General features: G+C 69.2%; 22 protein-coding genes. 2 read left to right on the forward strand and 20 right to left on the reverse strand.

From position 1 onward, the window contains the following. Positions 1-16: 16 nt before the first annotated feature. Positions 17-403, reverse strand: coding sequence for a hypothetical protein (locus tag AB0P29_RS01895; protein WP_064001812.1), 387 nt, complete (start codon positions 401-403; stop codon positions 17-19). Between the two features lie 75 nt (positions 404-478). Between AB0P29_RS01895 and AB0P29_RS01900 the strand changes: the two genes are divergently transcribed. After that, positions 479-1,117 carry a class I SAM-dependent methyltransferase gene (locus AB0P29_RS01900; protein WP_253033956.1) on the forward strand — a complete coding sequence of 213 codons (639 nt, stop codon included), beginning with the start codon at positions 479-481 and terminating at the stop codon, positions 1,115-1,117. A 69-nt stretch (positions 1,118-1,186) separates the two neighbouring features. On the opposite strand, the gene AB0P29_RS01905 is transcribed toward AB0P29_RS01900, so the two are convergent. The 3 genes from AB0P29_RS01905 to dapE form a co-directional block, all read right to left on the reverse strand. Next, positions 1,187-1,360: a DUF3117 domain-containing protein gene (locus AB0P29_RS01905; protein ID WP_064506455.1), complete on the reverse strand. Its 174-nt coding sequence runs from the start codon at positions 1,358-1,360 to the stop codon at positions 1,187-1,189. A gap of 93 nt (positions 1,361-1,453) precedes the next feature. Beyond that, a complete protein-coding gene (locus tag AB0P29_RS01910) occupies positions 1,454-2,653 on the reverse strand; it encodes a hypothetical protein (RefSeq protein ID WP_363378054.1) in 1,200 nt (399 codons plus the stop codon). Beyond that, positions 2,635-3,711, reverse strand: coding sequence for a succinyl-diaminopimelate desuccinylase (gene dapE, locus AB0P29_RS01915; protein WP_363378056.1), 1,077 nt, complete (start codon positions 3,709-3,711; stop codon positions 2,635-2,637). The genes AB0P29_RS01910 and dapE overlap by 19 nt, the downstream gene beginning before the upstream one ends. 37 nt (positions 3,712-3,748) lie before the next feature. Here dapE and dapD point away from each other — a divergent pair, with 37 nt between their 5' ends. Continuing rightward, complete coding sequence (dapD, locus tag AB0P29_RS01920) at positions 3,749-4,693, forward strand: 2,3,4,5-tetrahydropyridine-2,6-dicarboxylate N-succinyltransferase (RefSeq protein ID WP_363378058.1); 945 nt, start codon at positions 3,749-3,751, stop codon at positions 4,691-4,693. 4 nt (positions 4,694-4,697) lie between these two features. On the opposite strand, the gene AB0P29_RS01925 is transcribed toward dapD, so the two are convergent. From AB0P29_RS01925 to AB0P29_RS02000, 16 genes are all read right to left on the reverse strand, one after another. Beyond that, complete coding sequence (locus AB0P29_RS01925) at positions 4,698-5,177, reverse strand: SHOCT domain-containing protein (RefSeq protein ID WP_363378060.1); 480 nt, start codon at positions 5,175-5,177, stop codon at positions 4,698-4,700. A 31-nt stretch (positions 5,178-5,208) separates the two neighbouring features. After that, complete coding sequence (locus AB0P29_RS01930) at positions 5,209-6,504, reverse strand: citrate synthase (RefSeq protein ID WP_064001808.1); 1,296 nt, start codon at positions 6,502-6,504, stop codon at positions 5,209-5,211. A gap of 111 nt (positions 6,505-6,615) precedes the next feature. Further along, on the reverse strand, positions 6,616-7,731 hold the full coding sequence (gene dapC, locus AB0P29_RS01935) for a succinyldiaminopimelate transaminase (RefSeq protein ID WP_363378062.1): 1,116 nt from the start codon (positions 7,729-7,731) through the stop codon (positions 6,616-6,618). A gap of 6 nt (positions 7,732-7,737) precedes the next feature. After that, positions 7,738-8,058 carry a ferredoxin gene (gene fdxA / locus AB0P29_RS01940; RefSeq protein WP_064001806.1) on the reverse strand — a complete coding sequence of 107 codons (321 nt, stop codon included), beginning with the start codon at positions 8,056-8,058 and terminating at the stop codon, positions 7,738-7,740. A 9-nt stretch (positions 8,059-8,067) separates the two neighbouring features. Next, positions 8,068-8,454, reverse strand: a complete 387-nt coding sequence (locus AB0P29_RS01945; protein WP_363378064.1) for a DUF6113 family protein — start codon at positions 8,452-8,454, stop codon at positions 8,068-8,070. Positions 8,455-8,485: 31 nt separating this feature from the next. Then, entirely contained in the window at positions 8,486-8,800 is a 315-nt protein-coding gene (locus tag AB0P29_RS01950; RefSeq protein WP_363378066.1) for an AzlD domain-containing protein, read from the reverse strand. Next, a complete protein-coding gene (locus AB0P29_RS01955; protein WP_363378068.1) occupies positions 8,797-9,501 on the reverse strand; it encodes an AzlC family ABC transporter permease in 705 nt (234 codons plus the stop codon). The genes AB0P29_RS01950 and AB0P29_RS01955 overlap by 4 nt, the downstream gene beginning before the upstream one ends. Positions 9,502-9,505: 4 nt before the next feature. After that, positions 9,506-11,419, reverse strand: coding sequence for a translational GTPase TypA (typA, locus tag AB0P29_RS01960; protein ID WP_217530263.1), 1,914 nt, complete (start codon positions 11,417-11,419; stop codon positions 9,506-9,508). A gap of 141 nt (positions 11,420-11,560) precedes the next feature. Continuing rightward, positions 11,561-13,249: an ABC transporter family substrate-binding protein gene (locus tag AB0P29_RS01965; protein WP_253033965.1), complete on the reverse strand. Its 1,689-nt coding sequence runs from the start codon at positions 13,247-13,249 to the stop codon at positions 11,561-11,563. A gap of 49 nt (positions 13,250-13,298) precedes the next feature. After that, positions 13,299-15,413, reverse strand: a complete 2,115-nt coding sequence (locus AB0P29_RS01970) for a dipeptide ABC transporter ATP-binding protein (RefSeq protein ID WP_359917422.1) — start codon at positions 15,411-15,413, stop codon at positions 13,299-13,301. Then, entirely contained in the window at positions 15,406-16,332 is a 927-nt protein-coding gene (locus tag AB0P29_RS01975) for an ABC transporter permease (RefSeq protein ID WP_251580261.1), read from the reverse strand. Before AB0P29_RS01975 ends, AB0P29_RS01970 begins: the two co-directional genes overlap by 8 nt. Before the next feature lie 2 nt (positions 16,333-16,334). Further along, positions 16,335-17,306 (reverse strand): ABC transporter permease, encoded by a 972-nt coding sequence (locus AB0P29_RS01980; protein WP_363378071.1) that lies wholly within the window; start codon positions 17,304-17,306, stop codon positions 16,335-16,337. 153 nt (positions 17,307-17,459) lie between these two features. Beyond that, positions 17,460-18,026 (reverse strand): hypothetical protein, encoded by a 567-nt coding sequence (locus tag AB0P29_RS01985; RefSeq protein ID WP_363378073.1) that lies wholly within the window; start codon positions 18,024-18,026, stop codon positions 17,460-17,462. Further along, on the reverse strand, positions 18,023-19,744 hold the full coding sequence (locus AB0P29_RS01990) for an ABC transporter ATP-binding protein (protein ID WP_363378075.1): 1,722 nt from the start codon (positions 19,742-19,744) through the stop codon (positions 18,023-18,025). Before AB0P29_RS01990 ends, AB0P29_RS01985 begins: the two co-directional genes overlap by 4 nt. Then, on the reverse strand, positions 19,741-20,676 hold the full coding sequence (locus AB0P29_RS01995) for an ABC transporter permease (protein ID WP_253033971.1): 936 nt from the start codon (positions 20,674-20,676) through the stop codon (positions 19,741-19,743). Before AB0P29_RS01995 ends, AB0P29_RS01990 begins: the two co-directional genes overlap by 4 nt. Beyond that, complete coding sequence (locus AB0P29_RS02000; RefSeq protein WP_251580251.1) at positions 20,666-21,595, reverse strand: ABC transporter permease; 930 nt, start codon at positions 21,593-21,595, stop codon at positions 20,666-20,668. Before AB0P29_RS02000 ends, AB0P29_RS01995 begins: the two co-directional genes overlap by 11 nt. Positions 21,596-21,728: the final 133 nt, after the last annotated feature.

Genomic DNA, 21,728 nt, shown 5'->3' on the forward strand with positions numbered 1-21,728 from the left:
AGACGGATGCCGCCGGTCAGGTGGCTTCGGAGTCGAACGGGACGACGCCCGCATCGACCGCATCGACCGCCGTCGTGACCTCGGGTGCCGGAGGCGCCGCGACCGCGGTCATCGCCGCAGCCCCGGCGGCGACGGGCTTCACGGGCGCGTCGTCGATGAGCGCCTCGCGGATGATGCGCCGGGGGTCGTACTGCCGCGGATCGAGCTTGCGCCACTCGATCTCGTCGAAGTCGTCCCCCATCTCCTCCTTGACGCGTGTCCGCGCGCCGTCCAGCCAGTCGCGGACGCGGCGCGTCAGACGTGCGAGGGAGGCCGCGTAACCGGGCAGGCGCTCGGGCCCCAGCAGGAGTGCGGCGATGAGCGCGATGAGGAGGATCTTCTCCAGATCGAGCCCGTTCGACATGCTTCCCAGGTTACCCGTGCGCCTGAGGGTTGCGGCATGCGGGCCCGCCTAGGCTGGGCGGAGGAGGTTCACCACATGGGAGATCACGAGGCGGTCCGCAGGTTCGCTGCCGAGGCGACGGTCGAACCCGACGCCATCGCCCGGGCGCGAGCGCACGCCCTCGAGATCGGCGCGAATCCGATCAGTCCCGAGGTGGGCGCGCAGTGCGCGGTGATCGCCGCGGCGAGCCGCGCGCTGAACATCGTCGAGATCGGCACCGGCGGCGGCGTCTCGGGGCTGTGGCTGCTGCACGGGTCCCCCCGCGCGACACTCACGACGATCGACAAGGAGCCCGAGCACCTCGCCGTGGCGCGGAAGGCGTTCACCGACGCCCGCGTCCCCGCCGCCCGCGCGCGCTTCATCACGGGCCGCGCCGCCGAGGTCCTGCCGCGGATGAACGAGGCCTCCTACGACATCGTCCTCATCGACGCGGACCCGGACGGCGTCATCGAGTACGTCGAGCACGGCCTCCGGCTCGCCCGGGCGGGCGGAACGGTGCTCGTCCCGCGGGTCCTGGCCGGCGGCGCCGTCGCCGACCCGGTCCGTCGCGGCCCCCTCGAGACGGCGTATCGCTCGCTGATCCAGGAGACCCAGGCCTCCCCGGCGGTCCTCGGGGCCCTCTCGATCGCCGGAGAGGGACTCCTGCAGCTGACGACCGTCGCCGACGCGGGCTGATCCCGGCGCACGCCGGATACGCCGAAAGGCCGGTCCCCACGGGGACCGGCCTCTCGCATCGAGTCGGGGTCAGGCGGCGCCGACGACCCCGCTGAGAACACTGTGGAGTTCCTTCGCCTCGTCGTCGTTCACCGAGACGACCAGTCGACCGCCCCCCTCGAGTGGAACACGCACGATGATGAGGCGGCCTTCCTTGACGGCCTCCATAGGTCCGTCTCCGGTGCGCGGCTTCATGGCTGCCATTGTGGGGCTCCCTTTCGTCTTCGGCCTTCCCCATTAGTCTACTCAATGGGCTGATCGCCTTCGGCGCGCGCGCCTGTCAGCGGACGCTTATCGTCACGGAATCCGGTAGAACGTGTCGCCGAGCGCGAGCATCTCGTGGATCCACAGCCACTGCCCGCCGAGGCACAGCACCAGCATCCCGATCCGCCACCATCGTGAGGGCGGGACCGCCACGGCGGCGACCACGGGCGTGAGGGGCAGCAGCAGCCGGAACACGCTCGACTGCGGGAAGAACACCGCGAGCAGGTAGACGAGGTAACTCGCGCCCCACAGCCGGATCTCGGGCCCGAGACGGCGCACCTGGGGCGCCCGCACGAGGAGCGCGGCGGCCCCCAGGACCAGGACGGCGAGGGCGATCGGTCCGAGCATCGGCGGCAGCCCCCAGATGCCGAACCAGAGCGAGGATGCCTGCACGAAACCGGCGAAGGGGACGAACTGCTCCTCGGAGCCGACCCAGCTTCGCCGCCAGGCGAGCTCGGTCTCGAGGTACGCGGAGGGATCCCCCGTCGCGACACCGGCGATGACCTGCCAGGCGAATCCCACGATCGTCGCGAGGGCGCCCAGGGCGATGATGTGGACGATGTGCGGGGTCGGCAGCGGATCGACGCGCCGCCGCATCCACCGATGGATCCCGTAGAGGCCCAGCAGCAGGGCGAACGCGAGCACCCCCGGCCGGGTGAAGCCCATCAGGACGACGAGCGGATAGATCCAGCCGAACCGCCGGCGCTGGAGCGCCCACAGCGCGAGGAACAGCCAGACCAGCAGGAGCGACTCGGCGTACCCCATCTGAAACAGGGCGGCGAGCGGACCGTTGGCGAACAGCACCACCGCCCAGAGCGACGCCGTCTCGCCGAGGCGTCCGCGCAGCAGCACGAAGAGCACCACGGATGCCGCGTACCCCGCCACGAGCGCCAGCACCACCGCTCCCATCGGGTAGCCTCCGAGGACGGCGCCCAGCGTCCGGGCGAGCACGGGGAACAGCGGCATGAACGCCCACGCGTTCTCGGCCACCTGCCCGGTGTCGTTCACCGGGAGCTCGGACGGGTAGCCGCGATCGGCGATCACCCAGTACCACTGGGCGTCCCATCCCATCGCGAGCGACGGGATGGTGGCGTCCGCACCGAAGCGCGAGGTGGGCCCCGAGAGGCTCGCCGCGGCCCAGAAGAACAGAGTCGTGACGAGGCGTGCCGAGAGGTAGACGGCGGCGACGGTGCCGGCGACGGAGGCTGCGGACCTCAGTCGCCGCTCAGCCATGCCCGCAGGCCCCGCTCGACGTCCTCGATCTGCGCGATCGGCACGCGCTCCTCGTCGTGATGGGCCAGGTGCGGATCGCCCGGGCCGTAGTTGACCGCGGGAACGCCCATCGCCGAGAACCGCGCGACGTCGGTCCAGCCGTACTTCGGCTTCGGCACCGCGCCGACCGCCGCGACGAACTCCCGCGCGAGCGGGGCGTCGAGCCCGGGCCGGGCCCCCTCCGACAGGTCGACGATCTCCACCTCGAACCCCGCCAGGACGTCGCGCAGGTGGGCCTCGGCGGCGGCGGCATCCCGACTCGGAGCGAAGCGGAAGTTGACGTCGACCTCGCAGGCGTCGGGGATGACGTTGCCGGCGATGCCGCCGCGGATCGCGACGGCGTTGAGGCCCTCACGGTAGAGCAGTCCGTCGACCTCGATCTCGCGCGGCCGGTACTCCGCGAGCCGGGCGAGGATCGGAGCGGCCTTGTGGATCGCGTTCTCGCCGACCCACGCACGGGCGCTGTGCGCGCGGACGCCAGAGGTGCGCACGACCGCGCGGAGGGTGCCGTTGCAGCCGCCCTCCACCTGCCCGTCGGAAGGTTCGCCGAGGATGGCGAAGTCCGCCGCGAAGAGGTCGGGACGGGATGCCGCGAGCCGGTTCAACCCGTTGAGGTCGGCGGCGACCTCCTCGTGGTCGTACCACATCCAGGTGATGTCGACGCGGGGATCGGTGAGCTCGGCGGCCAGTTTCAACTGGACCGCGACACCGGCCTTCATGTCGACGGTGCCGCGGCCCCAGAGGTACGGCTCGCCGTCGACCTCGATATCGCGGGCCGGGACGTTGCCGTTGATGGGGACCGTGTCGATGTGCCCGGCGATCGCGACACGCTGCGCGCGCCCGAGGCGGGTCCGGGCGACGATCGTGTCGCCGTCGCGGTGGACCTCGAGGTGCGGCAGCTCCGAGACGGCCTCGAAGATCGCGTCCGCGAGGACGGTCTCATCGTCCGACACGCTCGGGATGTCGCAGATGGTCCGTGTCAGGTCGACAGCGGTGGAGCGGAGGTCGAGCCGGGGCATGACGTCGAGTCTAACGACGGCCCGATAGCCTGGAATCATGAGTGACGCACGGTGGGTCTGGGGCATCGGTCTGGCGACGACGAGCGAGGACGGTACCGTCCTCGACACCTGGTACCCCGCACCGGCTGTCGGCCGGGCACCCGCCGAGGTGGACACGACGGGCCTCGCCGCCCACGTCGGCGACGACGAACGGCGCGCCGTCACCGTCGGTGTCGTCGTCGTCGAGATCGACCTCGACGCGCCGCCCGCGGGCACGTCCGACGCCTACCTCCGCCTGCACGCGCTCTCGCACCGCCTCGTCGCCCCGAACGAGCTCGACCTCACCGGCATCTTCGGGCATCTGCCGAACGTCGCGTGGACGAGCGCCGGACCGATGCACCCGCAGGATCTCACCCGTCTGCGCCCGACGCTGCAGCGCGCCGGCATCCAGGTCGCCGGGATCGACAAGTTCCCGCGGCTCACCGACTACGTCGTCCCCTCGGGCGTGCGCATCGCCGACGCCTCGCGCGTCCGACTCGGGGCGCACCTCGCGCCGGGGACCACGGTGATGCACGAGGGGTTCGTCAACTTCAACGCCGGGACGCTCGGTGCCTCGATGGTCGAGGGACGCATCTCACAGGGTGTCGTGGTCGGCGACGGCAGCGACATCGGCGGCGGCGCGTCGATCATGGGCACGCTCTCGGGCGGCGGCAGCCACCGGGTCTCGATCGGTCGCCGCACCCTGCTGGGCGCGAACGCCGGCATAGGAATCTCCCTCGGCGACGACTGCATCGTCGAAGCGGGTCTCTACCTGACCGGCGGGACCAAGGTCGTCCTCGTGGGCGAGTCGCCGCGGGCCGACGGCACTGTCCCGACGGCGAAGGCCGCCGAACTGTCGGGGCGGAGCGGCCTCCTGTTCCGGCGCAACTCGCTCACGGGCGCCGTCGAGGCCGTGCGTCGCGAGGGCGTCGGGGTCACCCTCAACGCCGACCTGCACGCCTGAGGGGTCAGCCCTTCAGGACGGCGGCCCGCGCCTCGCGGTGCTCCTCGTCGCTGATGATGCCACGCGCCCGGAGACCGTCGAGTTCGATCAGGCGCTGCTCGATCGCCGGCACGGCAGGGGTCGGCGCGGCAGGCGGTGTCGCGACCGCCGGCTCGGATGCCGCGGGCGCGAGCGCGTCGCTGCGCAGCACCTTGGCGGCGATCTGCGCGTCCACGGTGAGCGGGTCGATCCCCGCGTCGCTCAGGATGCGATACTTCCGTGCGCGGACGACGAGCCCGAAGACCGCCCCGACGATGCCGAGCACCAGGACCAGGCCGAAGACGGCCGAGAACCCCGCCGCCATCCCGTCCATGCCGGTCGGATCCATGAACCCGCCGTCGTCCATGCCTGGCGGCACGCCGATCACCCCGTCGTCGATGTACCCGCTGTCGTCGACGAAACCCGAATCGTCGAAGGTCAGTCCTACCCCCGGCATCCACCCCATGGGCACACCCTAGCGGGGTGCGGGGCGTGCGTCAGCGGGAAACGGGGTAGTCCCGCTCCGTCGCTCCCGTGTACAGCTGCTGCGGGCGACCGATCTTGGTCTGCGGGTCGTTCTGCATCTCACGCCAGTGCGCGAGCCAGCCGGGAAGCCGACCGATCGCGAACAGGGGCGTGAACATCCGTGTCGGGAAGCCCATCGCCTTGTAGATGACGCCGGTGTAGAAGTCGACGTTCGGGTAGAGGCGACGCTCCTTGAAGTAGTCGTCGTTGAGCGCGATCTCCTCGAGCTCGTTGGCGAGGGCGAGGAGCGGGTCCTCGACGCCGAGTTCGCGGAGGACCTCGTCGGCCGATTCTTTGACGAGCTTGGCGCGCGGGTCGTAGTTCTTGTAGACGCGGTGCCCGAAGCCCATGAGCTTGACGCCGTCTTCCTTGTTCTTCACCCGCTCGACGAAGCGCTGCACGCTCTCGCCCGAGTCACGGATGCGCGCGAGCATGTCGAGGACGGCCTCGTTCGCGCCGCCGTGGAGCGGCCCGTAGAGCGCGTTGATGCCGGCCGAGATCGACGAGAACTGGTTGGCCCCGGTCGACCCGACGAGCCGCACGGTCGAGGTCGACGCGTTCTGCTCGTGGTCCTCGTGCAGGATGAGCAGCCGCTCGAGCGCCCGCGACATGACCGGGTTGATCTCGTAGGGTTCGGCGTTGTTGCCGAAGTTCAGCTTGAGGAAGTTGTCGACGAAGCTCAGCGAGTTGTCGGGGTAGAGGAACGCGTGCCCGATGCTCTTCTTGTGCGCGTACGCCGCGATCACGGGGAGCTTCGCGAGCATGCGGATCGTGTTGAGCTCGACGTGCTCCGGGTTGTGCGGGTCGCTCTGGCCCTCGTAGTAGGTCGAGAGCGCGGCCGTCGCGGCCGAGAGGACCGACATCGGGTGCGCCGTGTGCGGCAGAGCTGAGAAGAAGTGCTTGAGGTCCTCGTGCAGGAGCGTGTGGCGCCGGATCTTCTCGTCCCAGCCGGCCAGCTCGTCCGCCGTGGGAAGCTCGCCGTAGATGAGGAGCCAGGCGACCTCGAGGTAGGTGCTGTGCTGTGCGAGCTGCTCGATCGGGTACCCGCGGTACCGCAGGATGCCCTGATCACCATCGATGTACGTGATCGCGGACTTCGTCGAAGCGGTGTTCACGAAGCCGTAGTCGAGCGAGGTGTGCCCGGTCTGCTTCGTGAACGTCGAGAAGTCGACGCTCGGTACCCCTTCGCTTCCGGCGACGAGCGGGAGCTCCGCGGTCGTGTCACCGATGGTCACGGTGGCCTTCTGAGGGGTGTCCGCGTTGGTCACGAAGCCTCCTTGCGGTCGTCGGGAGCGGTCTCTACAGCCTAACGGGGAGATGGCGCCTCTCCTGACGCGCCCAACGGATCGCGGCATCCGTGAGAGGAAACCTACGAAACGCTACGATCCCGCGGATGCCGTCAGTCGCCCCGCCGCGGCGGCGATGCGCTCGTCGGTCGCGGTGAGCGAGAAGCGCACGTGCTGCGGGTGATGCGCGCCGTAGAAGTGCCCGGGACCGGCCAGGATGCCGAGCTCGGCGAGCCGGCCGAGCGACGTCCACGCGTCCTCCCCCGCCGTCGCCCAGAGATACAGGCCGCCCTCGCTGTGGTCGATCCGGAACCCGGCCGCCTCGACGGCGGGCTTCAGCACGTCGCGCCGCGCACGGTACAGCGCGCGCTGGTGCTCGACGTGCGCGTCGTCCTCCAGGGCGGCGACCATCGCGTCCTGCACGGGACCCGGAACCATGAGCCCGAGGTGCTTGCGCGCCGTCACGAGCCCCGCCACCAGATCCGTGTCGCCCGCCAGGAACGCGGCGCGGTACCCGGCGAGGTTGGACTGCTTGCTGAGCGAGTAGACCGACAGGAGCGCGGTGAGGTCGCCCTCGGTGACGCGCGGATCGAGGACGCTCGGCACCGCGGCATCCGCCCACGGTCCGTCCCAGCCCAGCTCGGCGTAGCACTCGTCCGAGGCCAGGACGGCACCCAGCTCGCGCGCGCGACGCACAGCGCGGCGGAGCTCGTCGACGCCCAGCACGCGGCCGTCGGGGTTGCCGGGAGAGTTGAGCCACACCAGGCGGGTCGTCTCGGGCCATTCGCCCGGATCGTCCGAGGCGAGCGCGGTCGCGCCGACGAGGCGGGTACCGACCTCGTACGACGGGTAGGCGGCGCGGGGGTGGACGACGGTGTCGCCGGGGCCGAGCCCGAGGAGCAGCGGCAGGAGCGCGACGAGCTCCTTCGAGCCGACCGTGGGGATCACGTGCGCGGGCGTCAGGCCGGGGACGCCGCGGCGCCGCGCGTACCAGGCGGCGATCGCTTCGCGCAGCGCCGGGGTGCCGACGGTCTGCGGGTAGGCGTGCGCATCGGTCGAGCGCCGCAGGGCGTCCGCCACGACGCCGGGCGTCGGGTCGACCGGAGAGCCGATGGAGAGGTCGACGATGCCGTCAGGATGCTGCCGTGCGCGCGCGGCGTACGGTGCGACGGCGTCCCACGGGTAGTCGGCGAGGTCGCGGACGCTCATGGACGGTCAGTGCGCCTGCGGCGGAAGACCCGCGATGACGGGGTGGTCCTTCGCGATCACACCGACCTTCGCGGCACCGCCGGGCGAGCCGATGTCCTCGAAGAACTCGACGTTGGCGGTGTAGTAGTCCTGCCACTCGGCGGGGAGGTCGTCCTCGTAGTAGATCGCCTCGACCGGGCAGACCGGCTCGCACGCACCGCAGTCGACGCACTCGTCGGGGTGGATGTAGAGCGACCGTTCGCCCTCGTAGATGCAGTCGACGGGGCACTCGTCGATGCAGGCACGGTCTTTGACATCCACGCACGGGAGAGCGATCACATACGTCACACGACGAGTCTAGTTCGTGGAACGGCGCCGGGATGCCGACGGCCACGCCACGACCAGCGCGGCCACGAGCGGCACCAGGAAAGTCCAGATCAGGCCGGGTGTGATCGCCGCGTCCTCGGGCGGGGCGGGCACGACGACCGAGCCGCCGGGTCCCTCGTTGGCGAACAGCAGGGTCGCGACCATCGCACCGAGGCCGCAGGCCAGAGCCGACGCGCGCTCCCCCGTGAGGATGCGGACGGCGACCAGCAGGGCGATGAAACCGAGCGAGGCGACCAGCAGGCCGACGGGGACTACACCCCACACCGCCGCCTGACCGATGGTGCCGGCCACGCCGTAGACGACGCCGATGACGGCGGCGAGGATCCACGTGGCGACGCGGGCGAGCAGGGCGTTCACCACCACAGTCTAGGCGCGCACCCTGGGACGATCACGCCGCCCAGCCCCACAGGCGCAGGAGCGCCGCCGTGGCGGCGGCCGCGACCACGACCACGAGGAACGGCACACGGATCACGAGCAGGCCCGCGGCCACGAGGACGGCGGGCAGCCGCGCATCGACGACCACCGCCTGGCCTGCACCGAGGGTCTGCACGACGACGAGAGCGGCGAGCAGGGCGACGGTGAGCAGATCGATCGTCCGCGACGGACGCGGCGCGTCGAACCACGCCGGCGGCACGAGATACCCCACGGTCTTCAGCGCGACGCAGACGATCGAGGCGAGCAGGATGGCGTGCCACAGGGTCAAGACGCGGCCTCCGTGGTGGTCTCGCGGGCGCCGAGCCAGTTCGTCCAGCCGACGACGAGTGCGACGACCGCGGCGACGAGGACGGGAAGCCCCGGCATGAGCAGCGGGGTCGAGATCGCCGCGACGACGGCCGCCGCCGCCCCCACCGCCATCGCCTGACGTCGGCGCAGACGCGGCCAGAGCAGTGCGAGGAACGCGGCTGCGGCCGCGGCATCCAATCCGTAGGTCCGGACGTCGCCGAGGACGTCCCCCAGCAGCGCTCCCGCGAGGGTCGTGAGGTTCCAGCCGAGGTAGATGCCGATGCCGGTCATCCAGAAGCCGATGCGGCGGGTACCGGCATCCGTCTGCGCCAGCGCGACCGCCGTCGATTCGTCGATCGTGAAATGGGATGCCGCGGCGCGCCGCCAGAAGCCCGTACCCACGACCGGCGACATTCGCAGTCCGTAGGCGACGTTGCGCATGCCGAGCAGCCCCGCCGACGCGATCGCCGCGCCCGGGAGGCCTCCCCCGCCGATCACACCGACGAAGGCGAACTGCGATCCACCGGTGAACATGAACAGGCTGAGGACGCAGGTCTGCCACACGTCCAGACCCGAGGCGACCGCGAGGGCGCCGAAAGACACCCCATAGGCGCTGGTCGCGAGGACCACCCCGAGGGAGTCGCGCCACGCCCGTCGGGTGGGCTGCTCCTCCCCCGTCACCGCGTCAGGAACCGGCGTCCTGGCGCTTCAGGCGCGAGGCGGCGCGGCCGCGCTCGGTCGCGTCGAGGACGACCTTGCGGATGCGCACCTTCTCGGGCGTGACCTCGACGCATTCGTCATCGCGGGCGAACTCGAGGCTCTCCTCGAGGGTGAGCACGCGCGGCGGCGTCATCGACTCGAAGGAGTCCGAGGTCGACGAACGCATGTTCGTGAGCTTCTTCTCCTTCGTGATGTTGACGTCCATGTCGTCGGCGCGCGAGTTCTCGCCGATGACCATGCCCTCGTAGACCTCCTCGGTGGGCTGCACGAAGAAAGACATGCGCTCCTGGAGAGCGATCATCGCGAACGGCGTAACGACGCCGGCACGGTCGGCGACGATCGAGCCGTTCTGACGGGTCGAGATCGCGCCCGCCCACTCGTCGTAGCCGTGCGAGATCGCGTTCGCGATGCCGGTGCCGCGCGTGATGGTGAGGAACTCGCTGCGGAAGCCGATGAGTCCGCGCGAGGGGACGATGAACTCCATGCGCACCCAGCCGGTGCCGTGGTTGGTCATCGTCTCCATGCGGCCCTTGCGGCCGGCCATCAGCTGCGTAATGGCGCCAAGGTGCTCCTCGGGCGCGTCGATCGTGAGGTGCTCGAACGGCTCGGTGAGCTTGCCGTTCTCGTCGCGCCGGGTGACCACCTGCGGCTTGCCGACGGTGAGCTCGAAACCCTCGCGGCGCATGTTCTCGACGAGGATCGCCAGCGCGAGCTCACCACGGCCCTGGACCTCCCACGCGTCGGGCTGGCCGATGTCGACGACCTTCAGCGACACGTTGCCGATGAGCTCGCGGTCGAGGCGGTCCTTCACCATGCGGGCGGTGAGCTTGTGCCCCTTGACCTTGCCCATGAGCGGCGAGGTGTTCGTGCCGATCGTCATCGAGATGGCGGGGTCGTCGACAGTGATGGCCGGGAGGGGACGGATGTCCTCGGGGTCGGCGATGGTCTCGCCGATCGTGATGTTCTCGAAGCCCGCGATCGCGACGATGTCGCCGGGGCCGGCGGACTCGGCGGGGTAACGCTCGAGGGCGCGAGTCATGAGCAACTCGGTGACGCGGGCGTTGCTCGTCGTGCCGTCCGCGCGCACCCAGGCGACGGTCTGCCCCTTCTTGAGCGTGCCGTTGAAGACGCGCAGGAGGGCGAGACGGCCGAGGAACGGCGAGGAGTCGAGGTTCGTGACCCACGCCTGCAGCGGAGCCTCGTCGTCGTACGACGGAGCGGGGACGTGCTCGAGGATCGCCTCGAACAGCGGCTCGAGGTCGTCGTTGTCGGGCAGCGAGCCGTTGTCGGGGCGCGTGCGCGAGGCGGCGCCGGCGCGGCCCGAGGCGTAGACGACGGGGACGTCGAGCAGCGCGTCGACGTCGAGGTCGGGCACGTCGTCCTGCAGGTCGGAGGCGAGACCCAGCAGCAGGTCGTGCGCCTCTTCCTCAACCTCCGCGATGCGGGCGTCGGGACGGTCGGTCTTGTTGACCAGGAGGATGACGGGGAGCTTGGCCTCGAGCGCCTTGCGCAGGACGAACCGGGTCTGCGGGAGCGGGCCCTCGGAGGCATCCACCAGCAGGACGACGCCGTCCACCATAGACAGGCCGCGCTCGACCTCGCCGCCGAAGTCGGCGTGACCGGGGGTGTCGATGACGTTGATCGTGATCGGCTGCTCGGTGTGGATGCCGTTGTACGTGATCGCCGTGTTCTTGGCGAGGATCGTGATCCCCTTCTCACGCTCGAGGTCGTTCGAGTCCATCGCGCGCTCTTCGACGTGCGCGTGCTCGCCGAACGAGCCGGTCTGGCGGAGCATGGCGTCGACGAGCGTCGTCTTGCCGTGGTCGACGTGCGCGACGATCGCGACGTTACGGAGGTCAGGACGGAGGGCGTGCGCCATGAAGGGAGTTCCTTGCAGAGAGGGATGATGCCGGGATGCCGGCAGTCCACTTTACCGCAGCCCGTGACACGCCGACGGGGCGAGGACCTTTCGGTCCCCGCCCCGCCGGTGTTCAGGTGATGCAGGTGAGCGATGCTCAGATCACTCGGTGTAGCCGACCAGGGTCCAGTCCGTGTTCTTGAACGTGGCGGTGCCGTAGTTCGCGAGGCCCTCGTCGGTCGCGACGACCTCCGGGTAGGGGTAGATCGGAACGCTCGGCAGGAAGTCGGCGATCACTTCGTTGATCTCCTTTGCGATGCCCAGACGCGCGTCCTCGTCGAGCTCGGCGTTCGCCTGCTCCCAGAGGCCGGCGAGACGGTCGTCCGTGACGCCCGCGTAGTTCTGCGGGGAGTCAGCGGGGGTGTAGATCGTCTCAGCGGACGAGATCGGGAACAGGGTGCCCTGCCAACCGAACGTCACCGCCTGGAAGTCACCGGCGTCGATGTTGGTGAAGTAGTTCTCGCTCGGGACCTCGTTGAGCGTGACCTCGACACCGATGCGAGCCAGGGAGTCCTGGACACCGAGCGCGCGGTTGATGTTCGACTGCGTACCCGCGGGGACGGTGATCGCGAAGGTGAGGGTCTCGCCGTCCTTCGTCCAGCCGTCGTCGCCCTTGGTCCAGCCGGCCTCCTCGAGCAGGCTCTCCGCCGCGTCGGTGTCGCTGCCGATGACCTCACCGAAGACGTCGCTGTAGCCGGCCTGACCGGGCATGAAGATCCAGTCGCCGAGCGTGGTAGCCGGGGCGCCCAGCGGCTCGTTGGCGACGCGCGCGATCAGCTCGCGGTCGATCGCCATGCCGACGGCCTTGCGGACGTTGACGTCGTCGAACGGCGCGGCGGTCGCGTTGAAGGTCAGGTGCGACCAGGTGACGCCACCCGAGCGACCGACGACGGCGCCTTCCTTGCCGCTGGCGGTCTCGAGGGCGTCGGGAGTCTGGATCTCGATCGAGTCGATCTCGTCGTTGGCGTACGCCTGCGGGAGCGTTTCCTGCGCGATCACCTTGAAGGTGATGCTGTCGAGCTTCGGAGCGTTGGCGCCCCACCAGTTCGGGTTCGGAACCAGCTTGAAGATCTTCGCGCTGTTGTCGATCTCGTCGACGACGTAGGGACCCGCGGAGGGAACGGCCTCGGAGGCGAAGCCGCTGTTGAAGGCCTCCTTGTCGTTCGCGATGTCAGCGGGGAGGACCGGGGTGCTGAACAGGCTCGGCCAGTCGGCGTACGCACCCGTGAAGGAGACCGTGTACTCGAAGTCGCTCACGACGTCGACGGAGTCGATCGCGTCGAAGACCGACGACGGGACGACCTCGTAGCCCTCCTCCGCGCCGCCGGCAGCGGCGTAGGTCGCGGCGTAGTCCTCGGCCGTGATCGGGCTGCCGTCGGGCCAGACGGCGCTCTCGTTCAGCTTGACGGTGACGACCTGCGGTTCCTCGCTCGTGAGTTCGATCGAGGTCGCGTAGTCGGGGTTCGCCGTCCAGCTGCCGTCCTCGGCGATGACCCACATCGAGGAGAGCGTCGGCTCGAGGAGCTTCTGCACGTCGACGTTGGCCGCCAGGGCGTGATTCGGGTTCCAGCTGCCCTCATCGGTCGGGCTGCTGGTGACGGACAGGTTGAGGTTGCCGCCGTCGGTGAGGTCGCCGTAGGACACCTCCTCGTAACCGACCAGGGGGAGCGATTCGGGCGACGCCGAGGAGGACGGCGACGGCGACGACGTGGTCCCGCCAGCACAGGCGGTGAGCATGAGAGCTCCCGCGCTGAGCACAGCAAGACCCGCAAGTGCTGTCTTACGGATCATGTGCATCTACTTTCTTCTTGGGTCCGCCGGAAAGGACGGAGTTCAGGGGTCAGGTGACGACGAGGACGTTCTTGTCGACGTGGTGGCAGGAGACCTCGACGCGGCCATGCCGCGCCAGCTCGGGGTACTCCCCCAGGCACCGCCGCTGATCCTCTTCGGGAAGCAGGCGGAACAGCGGGCATCGGGTGCGGAAGCGGCATCCCTGGATCTCGACGGCCGGGCTCGGCAGGTCGCCGTCCAGCAGCACGCGCTCCCGGGTGCGCTCGATGTGCGGGTCCGGGATGGGAGCGGCCGACATGAGCGCCTGGGTGTACGGATGCCGGGGGTTGCTGAAGACCTCGGCGATCGGGCCGGACTCGACGATCCGCCCTAGGTACATGACCGACACGTCGTCGGCGAGCTGACGAACGACCGCGAGGTCGTGGGCGACGAAGACCATCGACAGGCCCAGGCGGTCGCGCAGGTCCTGCAGCAGGTTGATGACACCCGCCTGAATGGACACGTCCAGCGCGGAGACGGGCTCGTCGAGCACGAGCACCTTCGGGTTCGTCGCGAGCGCGCGGGCGATGCCGATGCGCTGACGCTGACCGCCGGAGAACTCGTGCGGGTAGCGATCGGCCATCGCGGGATCGAGCCCCACGAGTTCGAGGAGCTCGACGACGCGCTCGTCGCGCTGCGCCTTGGGAACGTCGTGCACGAGGAGCGGCTCGGCGATGACCTCGCCGATCGGCAGTCGCGGGTCGACGGCGGCAGCCGGGTCCTGGAAGACGATCTGGATGTCGCGGCGGAGGTCGCGTCGACCCTTACGGGTCAGGGACGCGACGTCCTTGCCGTCGAACGTGATCCGTCCCCCCTGCGGCGCGGTGAGCTCCATCATCTCGAGGATGGTGGTCGTCTTGCCGCATCCGGACTCCCCCACCAGGGCGAGTACGCGACCCTCCCGCAGGTCGAAGGAGACGCCGTCGACGGCCTTGACGTCGCCCACCCGGCGACGGAACACGCCGCCGCGGTAGAGCGGGAAGTGCCGCTTCAGGTCGCGTACCTCGACGATGGGCGCCTCTGTGGTCTCCGCCACGACCTCGGCCGGCAAGGGCTCGGGACGGGGGAAGATCTCGGAGCGCCGCAGCGTCCCCTCCGCCAGCTCATCGGAGCGGTGGCAGGCGGCCGACTGACCGACCGCACGCCCGGCGGGGACGAGTTCGGGCTCGACCTCATGGCACACCGCGATCGCGGCGGGGCAGCGCGCCGCGAAGGGGCAGCCCTTCGGAAGCGATGCGAGGGACGGCGGACGCCCCTCGAGCGGAACGAGTCGTTCGGTCCCCGCGGTGCGGATGTTCGGAACGGACCGGAGCAGACCGACCGTGTACGGCATGACCGGCTCGCGGAAGATGGTTTCGACGCTGCCGTACTCGACCATCTTGCCGGCGTACATCACGCCGACGTTGTCGGCATGACCGGCCACGACACCGAGGTCGTGGGTGATGAGCGACACGGCTGCGCCCGTGATGCGCTTCGCCTCCTCGAGGACTTCCAGGATCTGCGCCTGGATCGTGACGTCGAGGGCGGTCGTCGGCTCGTCCGCGATGATCAGGCGCGGGTTGTTGGCGATCGCGATGGCGATCATCGCCCGCTGACGCATGCCGCCGGAGAACTCGTGCGGGAACGCCTTGGCTCGACGTGGGGCATCGGGGATGCCGACGATCTTCAGCAGTTCGACGGCGCGCGCCGCGGCCGCCTGCTTGCTGAGGGCGGAGTCGTGCAGGCGCAGCGCCTCGGCGATCTGGTCGCCCACGGTGTAGACGGGGGTCAGCGCAGACAGCGGATCCTGGAAGATGATCGCCAGTTCGCGGCCGCGGATGCCGGAGAGTCGCCGGTCGTCGAGGGTGAGGAGGTTCTGTCCCTGGAACAGGATCTCCCCCTCGACCTGCGCCGTGTCGGGCAGGAGACCCATGACGGCCAAAGAGGACACCGACTTTCCGGACCCGGACTCCCCCACGATGCCGAGGAACTCGCCCTCGTGGATCGTGTAGCTCACATCGCGCACGGCGCGCACGGGCGACCCGTCGCGCTGGGGGAAGGTCACCGACAGATTCCGAACCTCGAGGATCGGGCGTCCCTTGTCGCGAGCGGACTCCTCGACCGAACGCAGCAATTCGTCAACCACGGTTGGCTCCAGACGTGGGATCGATGGCGTCGCGCAGAGCGTCGCCGACGAGACTCAGGCTCAACAGCAGGACGACGAGCGTGCCGGCGGGGAAGACGAACAGCCAGGGGCGGGTCGCGGCCGCCGTGTTGCCGGCGGCGATCAGCGTGCCGAGGGACACCTCGGGCGCCTGCACACCGAACCCGAAGAAGCTGAGGCTCGTCTCGGCGAGGATCATCGCGCCCACACCCAGCGTCGCGTCGATGATGAGCAGCGAGGCGACGTTCGGGACGACGTGGCGGGTGACGACGGACCACGTGCCGAAGCCCATGTACCGCGCGGCCTTCACGAACTCACGCTCGCGCAGCGACCGTGTCTGCGAACGGATCACCTGCGCCATGATCATCCAGCCGAACAGGGCGAGGAAGAAGGTCATGACGATCCAGCCGGACTCCCGGAAGAAGGGGAACAGCAGCACCAGGATGAAGAAGGCGGGCAGCACGAGCAGCAGGTCGATGAACCAGGCGATGACCTTGTCGCTCCAGCCGCCGACGTAGCCGGCGATGGCGCCGACGAAACCGGCGATGAGCGTCGCGAGCGGACCGGCGACGAATCCGACGATCAGCGAGATGCGCAGACCGGCCATCGTCTGAGCGAACAGGTCGTACCCGAGGGTGTCGGTGCCGAACGGGTGCGCCGGGCTCGGCCCCTGGTTGAGGGAGAAATAGTCGCGCGTCGTGTGCGAGATCGGCCAGACGAGCGGCCCGATCACCGCCCACAGGATGATCGCCACGAGCACGGTGGAGCCGATCCAGAACTGCTTCGACGAGCGCAGCCGCTGCCAAATCAGGCGTGAACGGGTGAGCGGCTTGCGAGGCTTCTGGTCGGCGGAGACCGAGAGCTCGGCGACCTCGGCGGATTGTTCGAGAGGGATGACCATGATTACCTCCGCACGCGCGGGTCGAGGGCGGCGTACAAGATTTCGGAGAGGGTCGACGAGCAGAGGATGAGGACGGCGACGAACATCGTCGAGCCGGCGACCGCGTTCACGTCGTCCTGCTGCACCGCCTGGATCGTCAGCTCGCCCATCCCGTGCCAGCCGAACATGATCTCGAGCATCGTCGCCCCCGCGACGAGGGTGCCGAAGCTGTACGCGAAGAACGTCGACATGGGGATGAGGGCGACGCGCACACCGTGCCGGACCAGAGCCGACCCGCGCGTGCGGCCCTTCGACCGCGCGGTCCGGATGTAGTCGGCACCGAGCACGTCGAGCATCGCGCTGCGCTGGTACCGGCTGTACGATGCGGCGGCGCCGAGGATGAGGACCAGGGTGGGCAGCAGGAGGTGTGAGAGCCGATCCCCCAGCTGCGGCCAGAACTCGTTCGGGATGCCCGGCGAGTACTGACCCGTGAACCGGATGATCTGCGATCCCGCCGCCTGGTTGAAATAGGTGGCGAGGATCATGAGCAGGATGGCCATGACGACCGTCGGCGTCGCGAAGAGCAGGTAGGACGCCGCCGTGACGATGCGGTCGCTCGTGCGGTACTGGCGCACGGCGCCCCAGACGCCGAGGATCACGCCCAGGATGGCGCCGATGATCGAGCCCACCAGCAGCAGCTGCAGGCTCACCCCGGCGCGGACGAAGATCTGCTCGACGACCGGCTGATTGCCCGTCGTGAGGCCGAGCGAACCCTGGGTGAAGAGATTGCCGAGCCAGCGGAAGAGCCGGAGCAGCAGCGGGTCCTCGGGATTGACACCCCAACGGTCCAGGATCCCGTCGATGGTCGACTGCGGCACCGGAGGGTTTCGCTGAAGGAACCGGCGTTCGGGGACCAGTCCGATGCTCGCGAGCACGTACGCCAGCGACGTGGCGACGAGGGTGAGGATCGCGTAGTTCAGGATTCTCCTGATCAAGTACAACGTCACGCGTCTCGGGTGTCCTCTCCGGCCGTTCCGGCGTCGAGGACGCCTTGCCTAACGGGGCTTCGCTGCCCCGCCCGCACAACGCTAACAAATATGCCCACAGATCAGTCGAAGCGGTGAACAGTTCGTTTCACGATCTTTACTTCACGGATGCACAAGTGTCACAGAGGCGATCGTGAGGGCCGCGAGGGCGACTCCCACGAGGAGCGCTGGGACGTCCCAGTGCGAGGTCGCGACACGCTCGGAGGGCGTCGCCGCCTCGCGCAGCGCTTCCATGACCAGCGCCGCATCCGCCGACGGCTCGGGCGTCCGCGTCATCCGTCGGCGCGGGGGGAACGGTCCGCCCCAGCAGTCGATGCGCCGGCCGCCGACGAGGACGACACGCAGCTGCGCAGACTGCACGACCTCCTCGACCGAAGACCACGGCAGATCGTGGATGCGTAGCGCGTTGATCACCACGGCGCCGTCACGGTCGGCACGCACCTGCGACCTCCAGAAGAGCAGCCACGCCCCCCAGCCGATCAGCAGGAGCGGGGCGGTCCACTTCGCCAGGAAGAGCCAGCTCCCCCGCACCGCCGCATCCCCCAGGAAGAAGGCGAGCATCGCGACGACCACCCAGAAGGACAAGAGGGTCGAGGAGGCGCGGAACACCCGAGGGCGGAGGAAGCGAGCATCGCGCTCGCCTCCCCCGCCCTCGGTGTGGTTCGTCACGCACGCCCCCCGAGCGGGATGTCCGCACCGGGGATCGCGTCGAGAAGACGACGGGTGTACTCCTGCGTCGGCGAGGCGAAGATCTCGTCCACCGTGCCCTGCTCGACGACACGGCCCTGCTCCATGACGCACACGAGGTCCGCCGCGACCCGGACGACGGCGAGGTCGTGGGTGATGAACAGGTATGTCAGGTCCAGCTCGGACTGCAGCTCCGCCAGCAGGCGCAGGATCTGGTCCTGCACGAGCACGTCGAGCGCCGACACCGCCTCGTCGAGGACGACGATCGACGGCTTGAGGGCGAGGGCTCGCGCGATCGCGATGCGCTGACGCTGACCGCCCGAGAGCTCGTTCGGGTAGCGCCACGCGACCTCGCGCGGAAGCGACACCTGCTCGAGCAGCTCGAACACGCGGTCGCGTCGGGACTTCTCGTCACCCACGCCGTGTACGCGAAGCGGCTCGGCGATCAGCGCACCGATGCTGCGGAGCGGGTCGAGCGACCCGTACGGGTCCTGGAAGACCGGCTGCATGCGACTGCGGAGGGCGAAGACCTCCTTGCGGTTCATGCCCGAGGTGTCGGCACCGTCGACGATCACGGCGCCGCTCGTCGGCTGCTCGAGCTGGAGCACCATCTTCGCCACGGTCGACTTGCCCGACCCCGACTCCCCGACGAGGGCGAGCGTCTTACCCCGCGGGATCTGGAAGGAGACACCGTCCACCGCGCGGAACGGCTCGCTGCGGAAGCCGCCCGAGCGGATCTTGTACTCCTTGACGAGATCGCGCACCTCCACGACGGGCTTCGCATCGACGACCTCGTCGTGGTGCTCCACGCCGCGCCGTTCGGCGACAGCCTGGATGCGCTGCGACGCGAGGCTCGGGGCGGCGGCCACCAACCGCTGGGTGTAGGGGTGCTGGGGGTTCTCGAGGATGACCCGGCTCGGCCCCGCTTCGACGATCTCACCCTGGTTCATCACGACGATCCGGTCGGCGCGCTCCGCCGCGAGTCCGAGGTCGTGCGTGATGAAGAGGACGGAGGTGCCCTTCTCACGGGTGAGCGAGGCGAGGTGATCGAGGATGACCCGCTGCACCGTCACGTCGAGCGCGCTGGTGGGCTCGTCGGCGATCAGGAGCTTCGGGTCGGCGGCGAGACCGATGCCGATGAGGGCGCGCTGCCGCATCCCACCCGAGAACTGATGCGGGAACTGGTGCATGCGCCGTTCCGCATCGGCGAGCCCGGCCTGCTTGAGCACCTCGATCGCGCGCTGACGCGCCTGCCTGCGGCTGGAGGCGAGACCGTTGGCGCGCACGGCCTCCTCGACCTGGAAGCCGATCGACCAGACCGGGTTGAGGTTCGACATCGGGTCCTGCGGGACGTAGCCGATGTCGCGACCGCGGATCGCCTCCATGTCGCGACGGCTCGCCTTCGTCAGGTCGACGCCGTCGAGCATGATCGAGCCGCTCGTCACCTTGCCGGTGCCCGGGAGCAGGTCGATGACGGCAGCGGCCGTCGTCGACTTACCCGAACCGGACTCGCCGACGATGGCGACGGTTTCTCCCGGGAAGACGTCGAGGTCGACCCCGTGGAGGACCTGGCGCTCCTTCTTGCCGTTCGAGAAGGCGACCTTCAGGTCGCGGATCTGGAGAAGGGGTTGCGACACGACGCTCTCCTTGTGGCTGCCGCGCAGCGAAGCGCGGCTCGACGGGTTCTCGGTGGCGCTCATCGCTGGGCCCTCGACTTCGGGTCGACGGCGTCACGCAGGAGCTCGCCGAGGGTGATGAAGGCGAGGACCGAGATCGTCAGAGCGAGCGACGGCCACAGCAGGGCGAACGGCGCCGTGCGGATGGAGGACTGCGCCTGGCTGATGTCCGCGCCCCACGACACACCGCCGAGGCCGACACCGAGGAAGGACAGGGTCGCCTCCGCGACGATCGCGGTGCCGAGGCCGAGCGTCGTGACGACGATCACGGGAGCCATCGCGTTCGGGATGACGTGGCTGAGCAGTGTCCGGAAGCGCGACAGACCGATGGAGATGGATGCCGTCACGTAGTCGGACTGCTTCACCCGGAGGACCTCGGCGCGTGCGATGCGAGCCGTGCTCGCCCACGAGAATCCACCGATCGCGAGCGCGAGGACGAAGACGTTCTTGTACTCGGCGAGGACCGACATGACCACGACCGCCGCAACGATGTAGGGGATCGTGAAGAAGACGTCACCGACGCGCGAGAGCAGCGAGTCGAGGAATCCGCCGTAGAAGCCGGCCAGGGTGCCCATGATGAGACCGATGACCGTCGAGATCACGGTCGCCAGGACACCCACCGACATCGACACCCCCGTGCCGTGGACGACGCGCGACCAGATGTCGCAGCCGAGGTAGGTGAACCCCAAGGGGTGGCCCGCCTCCGGTCCGCCGTTGCTCTTCGCGAGGTCGCACGCGCCGCCCGACGGGGCGACGGAGGTGAAGAGGTTCGGCGCGACCGCCATGACGACGATCAGCAGCGAGAAGGCGATCGAGATCCAGAACGTCGGACGGCGACGCAGGTCGCGCCAGGCATCCAGCCAGAGGTTGCTCTTCTTCTCGGACAGGCGCAGCTGGTCGACCACCACCGTCTCGGTGCGGGTCGGCGCCACATAGTGCGTGGAATTACTTGACATAGCGGATCCTCGGGTCGAGCAGGCCGTACAGGAGGTCGACGGCCAGGTTCACCAGCACGTAGATGACGACGAAGATCGTGACGAAGGAGACGACCGTCGGGGTCTCGTGGCGGATGATCGCGTTGAAGAGGGTGTTGCCGACGCCGGGGACGTTGAAGATGCCCTCCGTCACGGTGGCGCCGACCATGAGGACACCGAACTGCGTGGCCGTGTCGGTCACCATCGGGATCATGGAGTTGCGCAGGACGTGGACGGGGATGACCCGGCGACGCGGCAGGCCCTTCGAGTAGGCGGTGCGGACCCAGTCCTGCCCCAGCGACTCGATCATCGAGGCGCGCGTGAGGCGCATGCTCGAGGCGTAGATGCTGAGACCGAGGACGATCGCGGGCAGCCAGAGGTCGCCCCAGTCGTTCTGCCCGCCGACGGTCGGCTTGAACCAGCCGAGCTGCACGCCCAGGAAGTACTGCGCGAGGAAGCAGAGGACGAAGATCGGGATGGCGATGAAGATCAGCGCCGTCACGAGGGCGCCGTTGTCGAAGATCGAGCCCTTCCACACCGCAGACAGCGCACCGATGACCAGGGCGAGCACGAAGGCGATCGCGACGGACATGATGGCCAGGCGCATGGTGACCGGGATGGTCCGCGCGAGGACGTCGTTGACGCTCTGACCGGAGAAGGTGTTCCCGAAGTCGAGGCGGAGGACGCCGCCGAGGTAGTTCGCGTACTGGACGATGAACGGCTCGTTCAACTTGTACTGGTCGCGGATCGCGTCGATGACCGCCTGCGGCGGCTGCTTGTCGCCGAACAGTGCGGCGATCGGGTCGCCCGGGAGTCCGAAGACCATGTAGTAGATCAACAGGGTCGCGCCGATGAAGACCGGAATGACCTGAAGGATCCGTCGGAGGATGTAATAGGCCACCCTCGGCCCCCTTTCAGGGAAAAGACGTATCAGTGCTGACGCACGAAGAAGGGCCCCGCTCTGCGGCGCCCCTGTTCATCCATCCTCCGCCCGCCCCCTGTGAGAACAGTGAGACAGGCGGGTCACGCCACGA

The organism is Microbacterium sp. NPDC080220, from assembly GCF_040686395.1.
Taxonomy (GTDB): domain Bacteria; phylum Actinomycetota; class Actinomycetes; order Actinomycetales; family Microbacteriaceae; genus Microbacterium; species Microbacterium gawkjiense.

What these genes read in the sequence shown, in the direction of transcription:
- AB0P29_RS01895 (WP_064001812.1), bottom strand. Translation starts at nt 403, where the DNA reads ATGTCGAACGGGCTCGATCTGGAGAAGATCCTCCTCATCGCGCTCATC.
- AB0P29_RS01900 (WP_253033956.1), top strand. Translation starts at nt 479, where the DNA reads ATGGGAGATCACGAGGCGGTCCGCAGGTTCGCTGCCGAGGCGACGGTC.
- AB0P29_RS01905 (WP_064506455.1), bottom strand. Translation starts at nt 1,360, where the DNA reads ATGGCAGCCATGAAGCCGCGCACCGGAGACGGACCTATGGAGGCCGTC.
- AB0P29_RS01910 (WP_363378054.1), bottom strand. Translation starts at nt 2,653, where the DNA reads ATGGCTGAGCGGCGACTGAGGTCCGCAGCCTCCGTCGCCGGCACCGTC.
- dapE (WP_363378056.1), bottom strand. Translation starts at nt 3,711, where the DNA reads ATGCCCCGGCTCGACCTCCGCTCCACCGCTGTCGACCTGACACGGACC.
- dapD (WP_363378058.1), top strand. Translation starts at nt 3,749, where the DNA reads ATGAGTGACGCACGGTGGGTCTGGGGCATCGGTCTGGCGACGACGAGC.
- AB0P29_RS01925 (WP_363378060.1), bottom strand. Translation starts at nt 5,177, where the DNA reads ATGGGGTGGATGCCGGGGGTAGGACTGACCTTCGACGATTCGGGTTTC.
- dapC (WP_363378062.1), bottom strand. Translation starts at nt 7,731, where the DNA reads ATGAGCGTCCGCGACCTCGCCGACTACCCGTGGGACGCCGTCGCACCG.
- typA (WP_217530263.1), bottom strand. Translation starts at nt 11,419, where the DNA reads ATGGCGCACGCCCTCCGTCCTGACCTCCGTAACGTCGCGATCGTCGCG.
- AB0P29_RS01965 (WP_253033965.1), bottom strand. Translation starts at nt 13,249, where the DNA reads ATGATCCGTAAGACAGCACTTGCGGGTCTTGCTGTGCTCAGCGCGGGA.
- AB0P29_RS01975 (WP_251580261.1), bottom strand. Translation starts at nt 16,332, where the DNA reads ATGGTCATCCCTCTCGAACAATCCGCCGAGGTCGCCGAGCTCTCGGTC.
- AB0P29_RS01990 (WP_363378075.1), bottom strand. Translation starts at nt 19,744, where the DNA reads ATGAGCGCCACCGAGAACCCGTCGAGCCGCGCTTCGCTGCGCGGCAGC.
- AB0P29_RS01995 (WP_253033971.1), bottom strand. Translation starts at nt 20,676, where the DNA reads ATGTCAAGTAATTCCACGCACTATGTGGCGCCGACCCGCACCGAGACG.